17 protein-coding genes are annotated in these 17,484 nt (G+C 70.4%); all 17 read left to right on the top strand.

The genetic code is table 11. From position 1 onward, the window contains the following. The 17 genes from hybA to ACPT9U_RS14440 all read left to right on the top strand — a co-directional run bounded on the left by hybA (position 1) and on the right by ACPT9U_RS14440 (position 17,465). Positions 1 to 1,020 (top strand): hydrogenase 2 operon protein HybA, encoded by a 1,020-nt coding sequence (hybA, locus tag ACPT9U_RS14520; protein WP_435751432.1) that lies wholly within the window; start codon positions 1 to 3, stop codon positions 1,018 to 1,020. Then, positions 1,013 to 2,203: a Ni/Fe-hydrogenase cytochrome b subunit gene (gene hybB / locus ACPT9U_RS14515; protein WP_435751431.1), complete on the top strand. Its 1,191-nt coding sequence runs from the start codon at positions 1,013 to 1,015 to the stop codon at positions 2,201 to 2,203. The genes hybA and hybB overlap by 8 nt, the downstream gene beginning before the upstream one ends. A gap of 13 nt (positions 2,204 to 2,216) precedes the next feature. Then, positions 2,217 to 3,929 (top strand): nickel-dependent hydrogenase large subunit, encoded by a 1,713-nt coding sequence (locus ACPT9U_RS14510; RefSeq protein ID WP_435751430.1) that lies wholly within the window; start codon positions 2,217 to 2,219, stop codon positions 3,927 to 3,929. A gap of 10 nt (positions 3,930 to 3,939) precedes the next feature. After that, a complete protein-coding gene (locus ACPT9U_RS14505; protein WP_435751429.1) occupies positions 3,940 to 4,524 on the top strand; it encodes a HyaD/HybD family hydrogenase maturation endopeptidase in 585 nt (194 codons plus the stop codon). After that, positions 4,524 to 4,817, top strand: a complete 294-nt coding sequence (locus ACPT9U_RS14500; RefSeq protein ID WP_435751428.1) for a HypC/HybG/HupF family hydrogenase formation chaperone — start codon at positions 4,524 to 4,526, stop codon at positions 4,815 to 4,817. Before ACPT9U_RS14505 ends, ACPT9U_RS14500 begins: the two co-directional genes overlap by 1 nt. Next, positions 4,814 to 5,377 carry a [NiFe]-hydrogenase assembly chaperone HybE gene (hybE, locus tag ACPT9U_RS14495; protein WP_435751427.1) on the top strand — a complete coding sequence of 188 codons (564 nt, stop codon included), beginning with the start codon at positions 4,814 to 4,816 and terminating at the stop codon, positions 5,375 to 5,377. The genes ACPT9U_RS14500 and hybE overlap by 4 nt, the downstream gene beginning before the upstream one ends. Before the next feature lie 5 nt (positions 5,378 to 5,382). Then, positions 5,383 to 6,465, top strand: a complete 1,083-nt coding sequence (locus ACPT9U_RS14490; protein WP_435751426.1) for a hypothetical protein — start codon at positions 5,383 to 5,385, stop codon at positions 6,463 to 6,465. Then, entirely contained in the window at positions 6,458 to 6,799 is a 342-nt protein-coding gene (gene hypA / locus ACPT9U_RS14485) for a hydrogenase maturation nickel metallochaperone HypA (RefSeq protein ID WP_418364460.1), read from the top strand. Before ACPT9U_RS14490 ends, hypA begins: the two co-directional genes overlap by 8 nt. A 131-nt stretch (positions 6,800 to 6,930) precedes the next feature. Next, positions 6,931 to 7,938, top strand: coding sequence for a hydrogenase nickel incorporation protein HypB (gene hypB, locus ACPT9U_RS14480; protein WP_435751425.1), 1,008 nt, complete (start codon positions 6,931 to 6,933; stop codon positions 7,936 to 7,938). After that, complete coding sequence (locus ACPT9U_RS14475; protein ID WP_435751424.1) at positions 7,935 to 9,110, top strand: Kae1-like domain-containing protein; 1,176 nt, start codon at positions 7,935 to 7,937, stop codon at positions 9,108 to 9,110. The genes hypB and ACPT9U_RS14475 overlap by 4 nt, the downstream gene beginning before the upstream one ends. Before the next feature lie 2 nt (positions 9,111 to 9,112). After that, positions 9,113 to 9,379 carry a HypC/HybG/HupF family hydrogenase formation chaperone gene (locus tag ACPT9U_RS14470; protein ID WP_270069047.1) on the top strand — a complete coding sequence of 89 codons (267 nt, stop codon included), beginning with the start codon at positions 9,113 to 9,115 and terminating at the stop codon, positions 9,377 to 9,379. A 37-nt stretch (positions 9,380 to 9,416) separates the two neighbouring features. Further along, positions 9,417 to 10,595, top strand: a complete 1,179-nt coding sequence (gene hypD, locus ACPT9U_RS14465; protein WP_435751422.1) for a hydrogenase formation protein HypD — start codon at positions 9,417 to 9,419, stop codon at positions 10,593 to 10,595. Then, the gene (gene hypE, locus ACPT9U_RS14460) at positions 10,592 to 11,653 is read left to right on the top strand and encodes a hydrogenase expression/formation protein HypE (RefSeq protein ID WP_435751421.1); all 1,062 of its coding nucleotides are present in this window, start codon (positions 10,592 to 10,594) and stop codon (positions 11,651 to 11,653) included. The genes hypD and hypE overlap by 4 nt, the downstream gene beginning before the upstream one ends. Then, positions 11,653 to 13,455 (top strand): hydrogenase maturation protein, encoded by a 1,803-nt coding sequence (locus tag ACPT9U_RS14455; RefSeq protein WP_435751420.1) that lies wholly within the window; start codon positions 11,653 to 11,655, stop codon positions 13,453 to 13,455. Before hypE ends, ACPT9U_RS14455 begins: the two co-directional genes overlap by 1 nt. A gap of 17 nt (positions 13,456 to 13,472) precedes the next feature. Further along, on the top strand, positions 13,473 to 14,981 hold the full coding sequence (locus ACPT9U_RS14450) for a sigma-54-dependent transcriptional regulator (RefSeq protein WP_435751419.1): 1,509 nt from the start codon (positions 13,473 to 13,475) through the stop codon (positions 14,979 to 14,981). Continuing rightward, entirely contained in the window at positions 14,978 to 15,976 is a 999-nt protein-coding gene (locus tag ACPT9U_RS14445) for a HupU protein (protein ID WP_435751418.1), read from the top strand. The genes ACPT9U_RS14450 and ACPT9U_RS14445 overlap by 4 nt, the downstream gene beginning before the upstream one ends. A 10-nt stretch (positions 15,977 to 15,986) precedes the next feature. Then, positions 15,987 to 17,465: a nickel-dependent hydrogenase large subunit gene (locus ACPT9U_RS14440; RefSeq protein WP_418364452.1), complete on the top strand. Its 1,479-nt coding sequence runs from the start codon at positions 15,987 to 15,989 to the stop codon at positions 17,463 to 17,465. The last annotated feature ends 19 nt before the right edge of the window (positions 17,466 to 17,484 follow it).

Here is a 17,484-nt window from a genome sequence, read left to right as displayed (position 1 = left end):
ATGAACGGCCGGCGCGATTTCTTCCGCCTCGCCCTTGCCGGCGGCGCGGCGGCGGCGGGGGCTGCCGCCAGTCCTTCGGTACAGGCCCGGGGCAATGCAGAGATCTCCCCCGATGCAATCGGACTGCTGTTCGACTCCACCCTGTGCATCGGATGCAAGGCCTGCGTGGCCGCCTGCAAGGAAGCCAACGACCTCCCGCTGGACTACAACACGCCCACCCACGGGCTGTGGGACATGCCGCTCGACACCACGGCGCGCACCTTCAACGTGATCAAGGCCTGGCAGTCGGGCACGGGCATGAACCGCGGCCAGGAAGAGGACGGCTACGCCTTCATGAAGGTGTCCTGCCTGCACTGCGTGGACCCGAGCTGCGTGTCGGCCTGTCCTGTGTCGGCGATGACCAAGGACCCGGTCACCGGCATCGTGCAGTACGACGCCGACGCCTGCATCGGCTGCCGCTACTGCGTCGCCGCCTGTCCCTTCGGAATCCCCAAGTACGACTACGACTCGCCCACCGGCCAGATCGGCAAGTGCGAGCTGTGCCGCCACCTCCTGCCCGAGGGCAAGTACGCCGCCTGCGCAGAGGTCTGCCCCACCGGCGCGACGCTGTTTGGCAAGGTCTCCTCGCTCAAGGCCGAGGCCCACCGCCGGCTCGCGCTCGAGGAAGGCGCCGCCACCGTATGGCCGCGCGGCAACCTCGACACCGCCGACCAGCCCGCCTGGGAAGGCCCGGCGCCGCACTATGTGCAGCACGTCTATGGCGAGAAGGAAGTCGGCGGCACGCAGATGTTCAAGCTCTCCGCGGTCGCCTTTGACAAGCTCGGCCACAAGCCGCTGCCCGAACGCTCCTTCTCGTCCCAGTCCGAAACCCTCCAGCACACGCTCTACGGCGGCCTCGTGCTGCCGCTCGCCGTGCTCGGCGTGATGAGCTGGGTGGCCAAGCGCAACGTGAAGCACGACGACGAAATTCACGACGACCCGATGCACGACACCCAAGACGGGGGCAAGCGCCATGAGTAATCACACCCACACCGCGCCCGCACCGGTCGGCGGCCGGCTGCTGACGCCGGTGACCTTCACCTGCGGCGTGCTGATCCTCGCCGCGCTCGCCATCCTCGCCGTGCGATTCATCTACGGCCTGGGCGAGGTCACCCACCTCAACGACGGCTACCCCTGGGGCATCTGGGTGGTGGCCGACGTGGTGATCGGCTCCGCCTTCGCCTGCGGCGGCTTCTCGATCGCGATGCTGGTGTACATCTTCAACAAGGGCGAATATCACCCCCTGGTTCGTCCGGCCCTGCTCGCCAGCCTGTTCGGCTACACCCTGGCCGGCGTCGGCGTGATCTTCGACCTCGGCCGCTGGTGGAATTTCTGGCACATCCTCAGCCCGAGCTACGCGTCGCCCAACTCGGTGATGTTCGAAGTGGCGCTGTGCATCTCGCTCTACATCATCGTGATGTGGATCGAGTTCTCGCCGGCCTTCCTCGAGAAGTGGGGCATGAAGGACGCGCGCCGCAAGCTGAACAAGGTGATGTTCTTCTTCATCGCCCTGGGCACCGTGCTGCCGATGATGCACCAGAGCTCGCTGGGTTCGCTGCTGATCGTGTTCGGCACCCAGATCCATCCGCTGTGGCAGACCATGCTGCTGCCACTGATCTTCCTGCTCTCGGCGATCACGATCGGCTATGCGGTGGTGCTGTTCGAGTCCTGCCTGGCCGCGGCCGGCTACCGGCGCTCGATCGAGATGCACCTGCTGACCCCGCTGGCGAAGATCATGCTTGGCGTGCTGGCGGTGTTCATGATCGTGCGCTTCGGCGATCTCATCGTGCGCGGCGCGCTCGGCCACGCCTTCACCGCCGACTTCCGCGCGTTCATGTTCTGGCTCGAGACCGCCTGCTTCCTGTCGCCCTTCGTGCTGCTGCGCACCGAGGCCCAGCGCCGCAACCCGGCCCGGCTCTTCGTCGGTGGTGCGCTGCTGATGCTGGGTGGGGTGCTGCTGCGCATCAACGCCTTCCTCATCGGCTACGACACCGGCGAGGGCTGGTCCTACTTCCCGTCCGTTTCCGAGCTGCTCGTCACCTTCGGCATGTTCGCCATCGAAGTGCTCGGCTACATCGTCATCACCCGCCGCTTCCCGGTTCTGCCGCGCGAAGACGCGCCTCACACCCCTGCCGCCGCAGCCCTGCGCGCCGCCACCCGCTAAGGAGACCCAGCACATGAGCCAACGTATCGTCATCGACCCCGTCACCCGCATCGAAGGCCACCTGCGGGTGGACGTGGAGGTCGCCGACGGCCGTGTCGCCAAGGCCTGGGCCTCGGGACAGATGTGGCGCGGCGTCGAGAACATCCTGACCGGTCGCGACCCGCGCGACGCGTGGGCGATCACCCAGCGCATCTGCGGCGTGTGCACCACGGTGCACGCGATCTGCTCGGTGCGTGCGGTGGAAAACGCGCTGAAGCTGGAGATCCCGCTCAACGCCAACTACATCCGCAACCTGATCATCCTCGCGCACGCCATCCACGACCACATCGTGCACTTCTACCACCTGTCGGCCCTCGACTGGGTGGATGTCACCAGCGCGCTCAAGGCCGATCCGGCCAAGGCTGCTGCGCTGGCAGAGAGCCTGTCGACCTGGTCGGGCAACTCGAAGCACGAGTTCGCCAAGGTCAAGGAGCGCCTGTCGGGCTTCGTCGGCACCGGCCAACTCGGCATCTTCACCAACGGCTACTGGGGCCACCCCGCCATGAAGCTGCCGCCCGAGGTGAACCTGATCGCGGTGTCGCACTACCTGCAGGCGCTGGAAGTGCAGCGCTACGCCAACAAGATCGTCTCCATCCTCGGCTCCAAGACCCCCCACATCCAGAACGTTGCGGTCGGCGGCGTGGCCAACCCGCTCGCGGTCGATGCGCAGTCGGTACTGACCGTCGAGCGCCTCATGGCGATCAAGGGCTGGATCGACAAGCTGGACGACTTCGTCAAGAACGTCTACCTGGTCGACGTCGCGGCGATCGGCGCCTTCTACCCCGAGTGGACCCAGATCGGCCGCGGGATCGTCGACTACCTCGCCGCCCCGGACATCCCGCTCGACGGCAAGGGCGAGACCTTTGCGCTGCCCGGTGGCCACATCGCCAACGGCGATCTGGGCCAGTTCACCGAGATCCGCAGCTTCGCCGACGAATACCTGCTCAAGGGGGTCAGCGAGGCGGTCAAGCACTCCTGGTACGAGTACAAGGCGGGTGACGCTGCCACGCTGCACCCCTACGACGGCGAAACCTCGCCGAAGTACACCGACTTCCAGGACGAGGGCAAGTATTCCTGGCTGAAGGCGCCGACCCTGTACGGCAAGCCGATGCAGGTCGGACCGCTGGCACGCGTGCTGACCATGCTCGCCGCCGGTCACGAGCCCACGACGAAGTACGCCACCGCCACGCTCGAGCGCGTGTCGTCCATCGCCGGCATCCAGGTCGGCCTGGACGCCCTGCACTCCACCATCGGCCGCCACGCCGCGCGCGCAGTGTCGTGCGCGGTGCAGGTCGATGAACTCGCGAAACAGTGGGACCTGCTCCTCGCCAACATGGCCAAGGGCGACCTCGACACCTTCAACGCTCCGAGCTTCCCGCGCGGCGAGCAGCGCGGCATGGGCTTCCATGAAGCACCGCGCGGCATCCTGTCGCACTGGGTGGTGATCGAGGACGGCAAGATCAAGAACTACCAGTGCGTCGTGCCCACGACCTGGAACGCGGCGCCACGCAACGAGAAGGATGAGCCGGGCGCGTACGAAGCCTGCCTTGTCGACACGCCGGTCGCCGTGCCGGATCAGCCGCTGGAGGTGTTGCGCACGGTGCACTCCTTCGACCCCTGCCTCGCCTGCGCGGTACATGTGCTCGACACCGAGCAGGCCGAGGTCGTACGGGTCAAGGCTGCCTGAGGGGAACGCCATGCAAGCCGAGACGGACGCGAGACAGGCTCACAACCCGCCGGCCGAGGCCAGCCACGTCACCCCGGCCACGGCGGGCAGCAGTGCCGGCGCCCACGGGCGCGCCGTGCTGCTCGGGGTCGGCAACATCCTGCTCTCCGACGAGGGCGTGGGGGTGCGTCTGGTGGAGCGCCTGATGGTCGGCCACCGCATGCCCACCGGCCTGCAGGTGCTGGACGGCGGCACCTGCGCGATGGAGATGCTCGAGGATCTCGAGCATCTGGATCTGCTCGTGATCGCCGACTGCGTGCGCAGCGGCCGCAGCCCGGGCAGCGTCGTGGTGCTGCGCGACGACGAGGTGCCGACCTTCTTCCGCACCAAGCTCTCGCCGCACCAGGTCGGACTGGCGGATGTGCTCGCGACCCTGCAGTTCGTCGGTCGCGCACCGCGGCGCACCGTGGTGGTCGGCGTCGAACCGCAGTCGCTCGCCACCGGCATGACCCTGTCCGCGCCCGTGCGGGCCGCCCTGGCCGAGGCGGAGGCTGAACTGCTCGGCGCGCTGGCAGGCGGCGGCTACGGCCTGGAAGCCCTGCGGGAGGCTGCCTGATGTGCCTCTCCGTCCCGATGCAGATCCTCGCCCTCGAGGCCGACGGTGACATCGCCGTGGTCGGCCGTGGTGATCGGCGCGAGCGGGCGAACATGATGCTGCTCGGCCCGCAGCCGGTCGGCACCTGGGTGCTGGTGTCGCTCGGCTTCGCCAAGGAAGTGGTCGCCGAGGAAGAGCGCGCGCTGATCGAAGAGGCGCTGGCTGCACTGGCTGCCTCGCTCGACGGCGACTACCACCCGGAAGACTTCTTCGGCGACCTCGATCGCGAACGCAGCCGGAGCGCCGCCACATGATGGAGCAACTGCGCCGCCCGGCGCGTACGCCCCCACCCGCTTTGCACGCGCCGGCCTGGGACACGTCGCCCATGGCCGCGGTGCAGCAGTGGTTCGAAGGCGTGCTCGCCGAGCGCATGTCCGGCCTGCCCTTCCTGAATCCGGCGCTCTCGGTCCATGCCTTCGATTTCCGGCATGTGGAGGGCGACTGGCTGGGCGGCGTAGTCACTCCGTGGAGTGTTCAACTGATGCTGCTGCCTGGCGGCGGCGAGCTGTGGACGGACACGCCCGCGGGCAGCCGGAGCCTGGTGACGCTGCCGGTCGGCACCCTGCCCTTCATCGCGGACGAAGGCGACGCCCGCCTTCCCGCGTTCCAGTACTTCCCCCTGCTCAACACCGTCACCGGGATCGCGGACGACCAAGCCGCACGCGCGCTGGTGCAGGATGCCCTGGCCACCGCCTGCCAACCGCCTGCCGCAACCACCGGCCCGGCTCCGGCGGACACGCCCGCATCCCCGCCACCGGTCGATACGAGCCGCCGCCGCTTCCTGCGCTTTGGCGGCGCACCCGCGGGGCGCTGACGACGATGGCCACGGCTGCCTCGATCGATGCGGGCGCGCTGGAGGTGCACGCGCGGCTCGGCCCCAAAGGCCTGGAAGCCCTGCACCTGCGCAACACGCGCCCGGTCGCCGTGCGCGCACTCGAGGGCAGGTCACCGGCCGATGTGCTCACGCGTGTCCCGCGCCTGTTCTCGCTGTGCGCCATGGCCCAGACGGCCGCTGCACGCGCCGCCCTCGACGCGGCCAGCGGCGGGCAAGGCGACACCGTCCCGACGCCGGGCCGGATACACGACGAGATCGTGGTCGCGGCCGAGACCGCGCAGGAACACCTGTGGCGCCTGATGCTCGACTGGCCGGCCCTGCTCGCCCTGCCCGCCGCGCAGCGCACCGAATGGCGCACCCGCTTCACCGCGATATACCGCCGACTCACGACCATGCGCGAGGAGGGACAGGGCGCGCCCGGCGCCGAACTCTCCGCACTTGCACACGAGATCGCAGCCCCCCTGCTGGATGCGGTCGGCGGCGAACTCGACCCGGCCCTCACGACCGCCCAAGCCACCCCGCTGCTGCCCATGCTGGGCGCACGCGCATGCGTCGAGCAGCTCGACTTCGGCCGCGCCTTCTCGCGGGCGCCGGAGCTCGACGGCGCCGCCCACGAAACCGGGGTGCTCGCACGCCACGCGGCCGATACCGAAACCGCCGCCCGCCTGCGGCAGGGCCAACGCATCCGGGCACGGATCGCGGCGCGAATCGCGGATCTGCGCGAATGCGGGCAGGTGCTGTCCGCCTCGCCACGCCCGGATCGCACGCGCATCGACGCCTTCTCCCCGACGCCCGGCACCGGCCTGTCCTGCGTGGCCAGCGCGCGCGGGCTGCTGATTCACCGTGTACGCGTGGACGAAACCACCTCGGGGCCGCGGGTCATTGAGTACTCCGTGATTGCGCCGACGGAATGGAACTTCCACCCCCGGGGCGCCTTCGTCCGCGAAGCCCTGGCCGCGCCGCGGGGAGCCCCAGCCGCACTCGAACGCAGGCTCCGCGCCCTGGCTCTCGCGCTCGATCCCTGCGTGGCGGTAAGCTGGGCCATCAAGGAGAAACTGCATGCATGAGATGTCGCTGGCCGAGGGCGTACGCACAATCATCGAGGAATCGGCTGCCGCGAACGGGTTCGAAAAGGTGCGCAGCGTCGTGCTCGAGATCGGCGCGCTCGCCTCCGTCGAGGTCGACGCGCTGCGCTTCTGTCTCGACGTGGTACTGCAGGGCACGGCGGCCGAGGGCGCGCGCATCGAGGTCGAGCCGGTCGCCGGGGCCGGCTGGTGCCTGGCCTGCGCGAAGACCGTGCCCATGCACGAGATCTACGACGCCTGCCCCGCCTGCGGCGGCTACCAGGTTCAGCTGACCGCGGGGAAGGAGATGCGCGTCAAGGCGCTGGAGGTGGATTGACGCTAGCCTGCGCAGCAATCGAAACATCGCCGCGGGCGAGAGACGCCCGTAAGGCAGCGACCGCACCCTACAGCACCCCCTCGAGGGGAGCGGGCGCGGACGTTTTTGAATGGACACTGGAGTTTCTGAAGATGTGCACCGTTTGTGGATGTGGTACCGGTGAAACCCGGATCGGCGCGCTGGGCGGCGGCAGGCGCGGTGGACATGGCCGACCCGCGCACGGGCCGACACGCGCCTGGCGCGCGCTCGACACGGCCACTGCGGCCACAGCCACCGACGTGAAGCGCTCCGACCTGCACCACGCCGATGTCCCCCACGCCGACCTCCACCACACCGACGAGCCCCCCGCCGACACCCCGCAGGCCGGCAAAACGGTCGCAGACGACGCCCACATCCACCACGGCCACCACCACCTGCACTTCGGAGCAGGGCCCGCACATGCACACGCACCGGGCCTGAGCCAGGCACAGATGGTGAAGATCGAGCGCGACATCCTCGGCAAGAACGACGCCCGCGCCGACCAGAACCGCGCCTGGCTGCGCGCGCACGGCATCTTCGCGCTGAACCTGGTGTCCAGCCCGGGCTCGGGCAAGACCTCGCTGCTGGTAAGTACCCTCGAGGCGCTGGCCGGACGGATTCCGGCAGCGGTGATCGAAGGCGACCAGCAGACCGAATTCGACGCCGAACGCATCCGCGCCACCGGTGTGCCCGCGCTGCAGATCAACACCGGCAAGGGCTGTCATCTCGACGCCGACATGGTCGCCCGCGCGCTGCCGCGCATGGGGCTCACCAACGGCAGCCTGCTGCTGATCGAGAACGTCGGCAACCTGGTCTGCCCAGCCGCCTTCGACCTCGGCGAAGCGCACAAGGTCGCCATCCTGTCGGTCACCGAGGGCGAGGACAAACCGCTGAAGTACCCCGACATGTTCGCCGCCGCAAGCGTGATGCTGCTCAACAAGGTCGACCTCTTGCCCTATCTGCGCTTCGACGCGCAGCGTGCCATCGAGTACGCGCTGCGGGTGAACCCTGCCCTGCGCGTGATCCGCAGCTCGGCCACCACCGGCGAAGGCCTGGACGAATGGCTGGCGTGGATCGAGGCCGGCCTGGGCGCCGCACGCGCCACCGCGCCGCAGGCATGAAGCTCGCGCTGAACGAGCAGGCGCAGCAGCTGCCCATCCTCGCGCTGGGGGCGTGGTTCAAGCACGCCTCCTGCCTGCTCGAAACGGACGGCGCGGCCTTCGGTCCCAACCTCGGCGACCTCGACAACGCCGACGCCTGTCGCCGCGTCGCCCCCGCGGCCGAGGCGCTGATCGCGCAAGCGGGCGGGCCGCTGCGCGCCATCGCTCACGACCTGCACCCCGACTTCCACTCCACCCGCGTCGCCACCGAACTTGCCGCCCGGCTCGGCGTGCCGGCGATCGGCGTCCAGCATCACCATGCCCACGTCGGCGCCGTGCTCGCCGAGCATGGCCGCTTCAACGCACGGCCGGTGCTCGGCCTCGCCCTGGATGGCGTCGGTCTGGGCACCGATGGCGAGGCCTGGGGCGGCGAACTGCTGTGGGTGGCGGGCAGCGAGTTCGTGCGCCTCGGCCACCTGCGCCCGCTGCATCTACCCGGCGGCGACCGCGCCGCGCGCGAACCCTGGCGCATGGCGGCGGCGCTGCTGCACGCCTGCGGGCGTGGCGACGAAATCCCGCACCGCTTTGCGCACCAGCCCGCGGCTGCCATGCTGGGCCATGTGCTGGCACGCCCCGCGCTGTCCCCGGCGACCTCCAGCCTGGGCCGCCACTTCGACGCCGCGGCGGGCCTGCTCGGCATCTGCGAGGTCATGCAGATGGAGGCCGAGGCCGCCATTGCCCTGGAGCAGCTCGCCAGCCGCGCAAGCGCCCCAGCGGTGGCGCGCACCGACTGGCAGCTCAAGACCCGCAGCACAGCAGACGGTGGCGCCACGCAGGGCGTGCAGCCCGAAACCCCTCCCAAGGGCATCACCCTCGAACTCGACCTGCACCCCCTGCTGCTGCGCCTCGCCGACGAGCACGACGCAGTGCGCGGCGCCGCCCGCTTCCAGGCCACACTGGCCGCCGCGCTGGCCGACTGGGTCGCCGCCGGGCGCCAATTGACCGGCTGCGACACCGTGGTATTGTCCGGCGGCTGCCTGCACAACCGCCTGCTCTCGGACGCGCTGCACGCCAGCCTGCCGGCGAGCGGCCTGCAGGTGCTCGGCGCCCGCCAGCTGTCGCCCGGCGATGCCGGGCTCGCGCTCGGCCAGGCCTGGGTCGCCATGCATCATCTCGCCGCAAAGGAAACCTGAGCATGTGTCTCGCCATCCCCGCCCGCATCGTCGAACTGCTGCCCGACGACCAGTGCCGCGTCGAACTCGGCGGCGTGCGCAAGGACATCTCGCTCGCGCTCGTCGATGGCGCGGCCGTCGGTGACTACGTGATCGTGCATGTCGGCTACGCCCTGACCCGCCTCGATCCCGAGGAGGCCGCACAGACCCTGGCACTGTTCGCCGAGGCGGGGATCGACCCCGAGGCCGCATTCGCAGACGACGCCACAGCAGCGGCCGCTGCGCAATGAGCGCGCAGGGCAAGCCCATGAGGCACAGGGCGACACGATGAAGTACGTGGACGAATTCCGCGACGGCAGGCTCGCCGCGGGGCTTGCGCGGGCGATCGCGCGCGAGGCCGACACCGGCCGCGACTACGCCTTCATGGAGTTCTGCGGCGGCCACACCCACGCCATCTCGCGCTACGGCGTCACCGACCTGCTGCCGCCCAACGTGCGCATGATCCACGGCCCCGGCTGCCCGGTGTGCGTGCTGCCGATCGGGCGCGTGGACATGGCGATCCAGCTCGCGCTCTCGCGCCCCGAGGTGATCCTGTGCACCTACGGCGACTGCCTGCGCGTGCCCGCCTCCGACGGCCTGTCACTGCTCAAGGCCAAGGCCCGGGGCGCCGACGTGCGCATGGTGTATTCCGCCGCCGACGCGCTCGCGCTTGCCGCACGCGAGCCGGCGCGCGAGGTGGTTTTCTTCGCGATCGGCTTCGAGACCACCACGCCGCCCACCGCGCTCGTGCTGCGCCAGGCCGCGGCACAGGGCGTTACCAACTTCAGCGTGATCTGCAACCACGTGCTCACGCCGTCGGCAATCTCCACCATCCTCGAGTCGCCCGAGGTGCGCCGGCTCGGCACCGTGCCGCTGGACGGCTTCATCGGCCCTGCCCACGTGTCCACCATCATCGGCAGCCAGCCCTACGCGTTCTTCGCCGAGGAGTATCGCAAGCCGGTGGTGATCGCCGGCTTCGAGCCGCTCGACGTGATGCAGGCGATCCGCATGCTGGTGCGCCAGGTCAACGAAGGCCGCGCCGAGGTCGAGAACGAGTTCACGCGCGCGGTGGTGCCGGACGGCAACCTCAAGGCCAAGACCCTGGTCGCCGAGACCTTCGAGCTGCGGCGCAGCTTCGAATGGCGCGGCCTGGGCCTGGTGCCCTACTCCGCACTGCGCATCCGCGCCGCCCTCGCGCCCTGGGACGCGGAGGCGAAGTTCGGCCTCGACTACCGCCCGGTGCCGGACAACCGCGCGTGCGAATGCGGCGCGATCCTGCGCGGCGTGAAGAAGCCGACCGACTGCAAGCTGTTCGGCACCGTGTGCACCCCGGAAACGCCGATGGGCTCGTGCATGGTGTCCTCCGAGGGCGCCTGCGCCGCACACTACAACTACGGGCGCTTCCGCGACGTGCCGGTGCGCGTCGTCGGCACCGCACCCCTGAACGCAAACCAGGAAACTGCATGAACACCGTCAAACCCGGCTACGTCCGCCCGCTGGACCTGCGCAACGGCCGCGTCGATCTGGGCTTCGGCGCCGGCGGGCGGGCGATGGCGCAGCTGATCTCCGAACTCTTCGCGCGCGCCTTCGCCAACGACTTCCTCGCCCGCGGCGACGACGGCGCCGTGCTGCCCGCGCCGGCACCGGGCGAGCGCCTGGTGATGGCGACCGACGCCCACGTGGTGAGCCCGCTGTTCTTTCCCGGCGGCGACATTGGCAGCCTGTCGGTGCACGGCACGGTGAACGACCTCGCGGTGATGGGCGCGCGCCCGCTCTACCTGGCCGCCAGCTTCATCCTCGAGGAAGGCTATGCGCTCGCCGAACTCGCCCGCATCGTCGATTCGATGGCCGCCGCCGCACGCGCGGCCGGAGTCATGGTGGTGACCGGCGACACCAAGGTGGTCGAGCAGGGCAAGGGCGACGGGGTCTTCATCACCACAACCGGGGTGGGCGCGCTGCCGGCCGGGCGCGATCCGGGCGGCGCACGTGCGCGGCCCGGCGACGTGGTGCTGCTGTCCGGGCGCATCGGCGACCACGGCATGGCGATCATGGCGCAGCGCGAATCGCTGGCCTTCGACTCCGAGATCGTCTCCGACAGTGCGGCACTCAACGGCCTCATCGAGGCGCTCTATGCCGCGGTGCCGGCCGAGGCGGTGCACGTGCTGCGCGACCCCACCCGCGGCGGCCTGGCGACCACGCTCAACGAGATCGCCACGCAGTCGGGCGTGGGCATGGAGCTCGACGAGGCGGCGATCCCGGTATCGTCCCAGGTGCACGCGGCCTGCGAACTGCTCGGCCTGGACCCGCTCTACGTCGCCAACGAGGGCAAGCTGGTCGTGCTGTGTGCGCCCGAGCACGCCGAGGCCGCGCTCGCCGCATTGCGTGCCCACCCGCTCGGCGCCGAGGCCACAAGGATCGGTGCCGCCACCGCCGACCCGCAGCACTTCGTGCAGATCCGCACCGGCTTCGGCGGGCGACGCATGGTGGACTGGCTCGCCGGCGAGCAACTGCCGAGGATCTGCTGATGGCCGCGGCGCTGCGCATCCTGCTCCTCACCCACAGCTTCAACGGCCTCGCCCAGCGCCTGTTCGCCGAGCTCGGCGCCGACGGTCACGAAGTCTCGGTGGAGTTCGACATCGCCGACAGCGTGACCGAGGAAGCAGTGGCGCTGTTCGCGCCCGACGTGATCGTGGCGCCCTTCCTCAAGCGTGCGGTGCCCGAATCGGTCTGGCGCCGCCACCTCACCCTGATCGTGCATCCCGGCATCGTCGGCGACCGCGGCCCCTCCGCGCTCGACTGGGCGATCCAGGAAGCCGAGGCTGAGGGTGGCGACAAGCGGTGGGGCGTCACCGTGCTGCAGGCCGAGGCCGAGATGGACGCCGGTCCGGTATGGGCGAGCCGTGAGTTCCCGCTGCGCGCAGCGGCCAAGTCCGACGTCTATCGCAACGAGACCACCGCCGGCGCGCTTGCCGCGGTGCGCGAGGCGCTCGCCCGTGTGCCCGACTGGCGCGCGGGTCGCTGGCAGCCGCGCCCGCTGGCGGAAATCAGCGATGCGCGCGGCCGCCTGCGCCCGCTGATGTGCCAGGCCGATCGCGCGCTCGACTGGGCGCGCATGGGCAGCGCCGAGATCCTCGCCCGCATCCGCGCCGCCGACGGCTTCCCCGGCGTGGCCGACGCGCTCTTCGATCAAGCCTGTCATCTCTTTGACGCCCACCTTGGGCGCCGGCCGGCCGGCTGCGAGCACGCCGCGCCCGGCACGCTGCTCGCCCGCCGCGACGGCGCATTGCTGCGCGCCACGGCGGACGGCGCGGTGTGGATCGGCCACGTGCGCCGCGCCGACAGCCCGCATCCGTTCAAGCTCCCAGCCACGCTCGCCTTCGCCACCGAGGCAGCAACGCTGCCGGAACTGCCCGCCACGCTGATAACGCCGCCCGGCGCCGATCCGGCGACGCTCGGCTACCGCGAGCTCGCCTACCGCGAGACGGACGATGGCGCGCTCGGCGTGCTGTCCTTCACGTTCTACAACGGTGCGATGTCCACTGCGCAGTGCCGCCGCCTGCTCGCCGCAATCGCGTTTGCCCGCAGCCGCCCGATGCGGGTGCTGGTGCTCGACGGCGGCGCCGGCTTCTGGTCCAACGGCATCCACCTCAACACCATCGAGGCGGCGCCCTCGCCGGCCGACGAGTCCTGGGCCAACATCGAGGCCATCGACGACGTCTGCCTGGCGCTGCTCGGGCTCACCGACCGCCTCACCGTCGCCGCGCTGCGCGGCAACGCCGGCGCCGGCGGCTGCTTTCTCGCCCTCGCCTGCGACCTTGTATGGGCGCGCGAAGGGGTGGTGATGAACCCGCACTACAAGAACATGGGCAACCTGTTCGGCTCCGAGTACTGGACCTACCTGCTGCCGCGCCGGGTGGGCGGGAACGCCGCGCGCGCAATCATGCGCAACCGCCTGCCGCTGCTCGCCCGCCAGGCGGCGGTGCAAGGGCTGATCGATGACTGCTTCGGCACCGGCCGCGCGGACTTTGCGGCCGAGGTGGAGGCGCGTGCACGCGCGCTCGCCACCGACCCGGCGCTCGCCGCACGCATCGCCGACAAGGCCGGCCGCCGCGCCGCCGACGAGGCCGAGAAGCCGCTCGCCGCCTATCGCGCCGCCGAGCTCGACATGATGCGGCGCAACTTCTACGGCTTCGACCCGAGCTACCATGTGGCGCGTTTCCACTTCGTGCTCAAGAGCGCGCAGTCGTGGACGCCGCGCCACCTCGCCCGCCACCGCGACCTGGGCTGGCAGGTCCCGCCGCCCCGGGAAACGATCCTCACCCCCTGAAGGAAGCTGCGCCCTCCATGCCCACCCCGACCCTGCCCACCGTTCTCGTCGTCGATGATGAGCTGCGCTCGCAGGAGGCCTTGCGCCGCACGCTGGACGAGGACTTCGAGGTGTTCACCGCCTCGTCGGCCGACGAGGCGCTGGAGATCCTGTCGCGGGAGTGGATCCAGATCGTGCTCAGCGACCAGCGCATGCCCGGCACCTCGGGCGTGGCGCTGCTGCGCGAGGTACGCGAGCGCTGGCCGGACGCAGTGCGCATCATCATCTCCGGCTACACCGACTCCGAGGACATCATCGCCGGCATCAACGAGGCCGGTATCTTCCAGTACTTACTCAAGCCCTGGCAGCCCGAGCAGCTGCTGCTGACCCTGCGCAACGCCGCGCAGATGCAGCGCCTGCAGGCCGAGAACGAGCGCCTGAGCCTGGACCTCAAGGTGGCGGCGCCGGTGCTGCGCCAGCGCGTCGCCGGCAAGCGCGAGGCGGTGCGCGACCGCCAGCGCGGCGGCGCCCTGCTGCGCGCGCCCGACTCGCCGATGAACGCCATCTGCGCCCTGGTCGACAAGGTCGCCGGCTACGACATCCCGGTGCTGCTGACCGGCGAGTCCGGCACCGGCAAGGAGCTGCTCGCACGCGCGCTGCACTACGGCAGCCCGCGCGAGGCCAACGCCTTCATTGTCGAGAACTGCGGCGCGCTCCCCGACACCCTGCTCGAGTCCGAGCTCTTCGGCGCCCGCCGCGGCGCCTACACCGGCGCCACCGAGGATCGCGAGGGCTTGTTCCGCCAGGCCAGCGGCGGCTCCATCCTGCTCGACGAGATCGGCGAAACCTCGGCCGCCTTCCAGGTCAAGCTGCTGCGCGTGCTGCAGGAGGGCGAGGTGCGGCCGGTGGGTGCGCCACGACCGGTGCCGGTGGATGTGCGCGTGATTGCCGCCACCAACCGCAACCTTGAGGAAGAGGTGCGCGCCGGCCGTTTCCGCGAGGATCTCTACTACCGCCTCGCCGCGATCACCGTGCGCGTGCCGCCGCTGCGCGAACGGCCGATGGACATCCCGCTGATCGCGCAGCATTACCTGCAGGACAACGCGGCCGCGCTGGGGCTCGCACTCGAACCACTCGACGACGAGATCCTCGGCCGCCTACGCGCCTACCGCTGGCCCGGCAACGTGCGCGAGTTGCGCAACGAGGTGCTGCGCATGATCGCGCTCGCCGAAGGCCCTCGCCTGTCGGCCGCGCACCTGTCGCCGCGCGTGCTGCATGCCGCAGCCGAGGAGGACGAGGCCACGCTGTCCTGGCTGGGCGGCCTGGAAGGTGACCTGCGCAGCCGGCTCGATGCGCTCGAGGCGCGCATCGTACACGCCTGCCTGATCCGCCACCGCTGGAACAAGACCCGCACGGCCGCCGAGCTCGGCCTGTCGCGCGTCGGCCTGCGCAGCAAGCTCGCGCGCTGGGGCCTGGACGACCGGGCAGACTCCGCCGAGGGCAGCGAGGAAACCGATGCAACGGATGCCGCGGGAGCCGCGCAATGAACCTGCTCTGGCTGCAATCCGGCGGCTGCGGCGGGTGCACGATGTCGCTGCTGTGCCACGACGCCGGCGATCTAGTGGGCACGCTGGGGGCGGGCGGCATCGAGCTGCTGTGGCATCCCTCCCTGTCCGAACAGACCTGCGTGGAGGCGACCGACCTTCTGGAAGCCTGCGCCGAAGGCCGCCAGCGGGTCGACATCCTGTGCGTGGAGGGCGCACTGCTGCGCGGCCCCAATGGAAGCGGCCGATTCCACCTGCTCGCCGGCACAGGCAAGCCGATGATCGAATGGGTCAGCGCCCTCGCCGCACGCGCACGCCATGTGGTGGCGGTGGGCAGCTGCGCGGCCTTCGGCGGCATGACGAGTTCGGGCCTGAACCCCACCGACGCCTGCGGCCTGCAGTACGACGGCGACCTGCCCGGCGGCCTGCTTGGCGCGGACTGGCGCTCGCAGGCGGGGCTGCCGGTGATCAACGTTGCCGGCTGCCCCACCCACCCCGGCTGGGTGGTGGAAACCCTGCTCGGGCTGGCTGCGGACGCCTTCGAGGCGGCAGACTTCGACCCCCTCGGCCGCCCCCGCTTCTATGCCGACAAGCTCGTCCATCATGGCTGCAGCCGCAACGAGTACTACGAGTTCAAGGCAAGCGCAGCGGAGCTTTCCCAGCTCGGCTGCCTGATGGAAAACCTGGGCTGCATGGGCACCCAGGCACACGCCGACTGCAACACCCGGCTGTGGAACGGCGCGGGCTCCTGCCCCGAGGGCGGCTTTGCCTGCATCGGCTGCACCGAACCCGGCTTCGAAGACCCGGGCCACCCCTTCCACCAGACGCCCAAGGTGGCGGGCATCCCGATCGGCCTGCCCGCGGACATGCCCAAGGCCTGGTTCGTCGCGCTCGCCGCGCTGTCCAAGTCGGCGACCCCGCGCCGGGTACGGGAGAATGCTCGTTCCGACCACCCGGTCGTGCCGCCCGCGATTCGCGGCAACGGGCGGAAATACTGACGGAGATTGCATGCGCCGCATCGTGCTCGGCCCCTTCAATCGCGTCGAAGGCGACCTGGAGGTGAGCCTCGAGGTCGCAGACGGGCACGTGCGCAGCGCGCAGGTGACCGCACCGCTATACCGCGGCTTCGAGAACGTGCTGCTTGGCAAGACGCCGCTCGACGCGTTGGTGTTCGTGCCGCGCATCTGTGGCATCTGCTCGGTGTCGCAATCCGCCGCGGCCGCTGCCGCGCTGCGTGCGGCGATGGGCATCGTGCCTGCCCCCAACGGCGAGCTCGTTTCGGCGCTGGTGCTGGCCGCGGAGAACCTCGCCGACCATGTCACCCACTTCTATCTGTTCTTCATGCCCGATTTTGCGCGCGAAGCCTACCGCACGCAGAACTGGCATGCCGCCGCCCGCGCCCGCTTCGAAGCCGTGAAGGGAAGCGCGACCGCCGAGGTGCTGCCGGCACGCGCCGCCTTTCTCGAGCTCACCGGCACGCTGGCGGGCAAATGGCCACATACGCTGGCCCTGCAGCCCGGGGGCAGCACGCGTACGGTGGCCAAGAACGACAAGCTGCGCCTGCTCGCGCTGCTGCGCCGCTTCCGCCTGTTTCTCGAGCAGCGACTGCTGGGCGACAGCCTCGAAGCCTTCGCCGCGCTCGACTCCGAAGCGGCGTTGTGGCGTTGGGCCGATGCGCGCACCGCACACGAGGGCGATTTCCGCCATTTCCTGCACATCGCACGCGCCCTCTCGCTCGCATCGCTCGGCCGCGCTGGCGATCGCTTCCTGTCCTTCGGCGCCTACCCCCTGAACGGGCAAGCGCTGTTCGCGTCCGGCACCTGGCAAGAGGGCATGGCAGCGCCGCTCGACCCGCAGGCGATCACCGAGGACGGGCGCCACGCCTGGCTGCGGGACGACCCGGGCAGGCACTCCCCAGGCGCGCACCCCACAGGCGCACACCCCTTCTCTGCGCGCACCGAACCGGTCGCCGACAAGGAGGGTGCCTACTCCTGGTGCAAGGCGCCGCGGCTCGACGGCCAGACACTCGAATGCGGCGCGCTCGCACGCCAGTTGATCGACGGCCACCCGCTGGTCCGCGACCTGGTCGCCCGGGGCGGCGGCAACGTGCTCAGCCGCGTCACCGCGCGTACGCTGGAGCTCGCCCGCGTACTGCCCGCGATGGAGCACTGGGTCCAGGCCATCGTGCCCGGCGAACCTTTCTGCATACAAGGCGAGATGCCCGAGCAGACGCGCGGCGCGGGGCTGGTCGAGGCCGCGCGCGGCTCGCTCGGCCACTGGCTGGTGGTGAACAAGGGCGTGATAGCGAACTACCAGATCATCGCCCCCACCACCTGGAATTTCTCGCCGCGCGACGGCGCCGGCCAGCCCGGCGCGCTGGAACAGGCGCTCGCCGGCACGCCGGTCGGCGAGGACGAGCGCGTGCCGCTCGCCGTCCAGCACATCGTGCGCTCCTTCGATCCGTGCATGTCGTGCACGGTGCATTGACCGAACCGCCCGTCTGCCC

It is taken from the genome of Thauera sp. AutoDN2, assembly GCF_051280715.1.
Lineage (GTDB): Bacteria > Pseudomonadota > Gammaproteobacteria > Burkholderiales > Rhodocyclaceae > Thauera.
The sequence above is the reverse complement of the archived record's forward strand: the minus strand, read 5'-3'. Positions and strand labels throughout refer to the sequence as shown.

Coding starts and splice junctions, on each gene's coding strand:
- hybA (WP_435751432.1), top strand. CDS start 1: ATGAACGGCCGGCGCGATTTCTTCCGCCTCGCCCTTGCCGGCGGCGCG.
- hybB (WP_435751431.1), top strand. CDS start 1,013: ATGAGTAATCACACCCACACCGCGCCCGCACCGGTCGGCGGCCGGCTG.
- ACPT9U_RS14510 (WP_435751430.1), top strand. CDS start 2,217: ATGAGCCAACGTATCGTCATCGACCCCGTCACCCGCATCGAAGGCCAC.
- ACPT9U_RS14505 (WP_435751429.1), top strand. CDS start 3,940: ATGCAAGCCGAGACGGACGCGAGACAGGCTCACAACCCGCCGGCCGAG.
- ACPT9U_RS14500 (WP_435751428.1), top strand. CDS start 4,524: ATGTGCCTCTCCGTCCCGATGCAGATCCTCGCCCTCGAGGCCGACGGT.
- hybE (WP_435751427.1), top strand. CDS start 4,814: ATGATGGAGCAACTGCGCCGCCCGGCGCGTACGCCCCCACCCGCTTTG.
- ACPT9U_RS14490 (WP_435751426.1), top strand. CDS start 5,383: ATGGCCACGGCTGCCTCGATCGATGCGGGCGCGCTGGAGGTGCACGCG.
- hypA (WP_418364460.1), top strand. CDS start 6,458: ATGCATGAGATGTCGCTGGCCGAGGGCGTACGCACAATCATCGAGGAA.
- hypB (WP_435751425.1), top strand. CDS start 6,931: ATGTGCACCGTTTGTGGATGTGGTACCGGTGAAACCCGGATCGGCGCG.
- ACPT9U_RS14475 (WP_435751424.1), top strand. CDS start 7,935: ATGAAGCTCGCGCTGAACGAGCAGGCGCAGCAGCTGCCCATCCTCGCG.
- ACPT9U_RS14470 (WP_270069047.1), top strand. CDS start 9,113: ATGTGTCTCGCCATCCCCGCCCGCATCGTCGAACTGCTGCCCGACGAC.
- hypD (WP_435751422.1), top strand. CDS start 9,417: ATGAAGTACGTGGACGAATTCCGCGACGGCAGGCTCGCCGCGGGGCTT.
- hypE (WP_435751421.1), top strand. CDS start 10,592: ATGAACACCGTCAAACCCGGCTACGTCCGCCCGCTGGACCTGCGCAAC.
- ACPT9U_RS14455 (WP_435751420.1), top strand. CDS start 11,653: ATGGCCGCGGCGCTGCGCATCCTGCTCCTCACCCACAGCTTCAACGGC.
- ACPT9U_RS14450 (WP_435751419.1), top strand. CDS start 13,473: ATGCCCACCCCGACCCTGCCCACCGTTCTCGTCGTCGATGATGAGCTG.
- ACPT9U_RS14445 (WP_435751418.1), top strand. CDS start 14,978: ATGAACCTGCTCTGGCTGCAATCCGGCGGCTGCGGCGGGTGCACGATG.
- ACPT9U_RS14440 (WP_418364452.1), top strand. CDS start 15,987: ATGCGCCGCATCGTGCTCGGCCCCTTCAATCGCGTCGAAGGCGACCTG.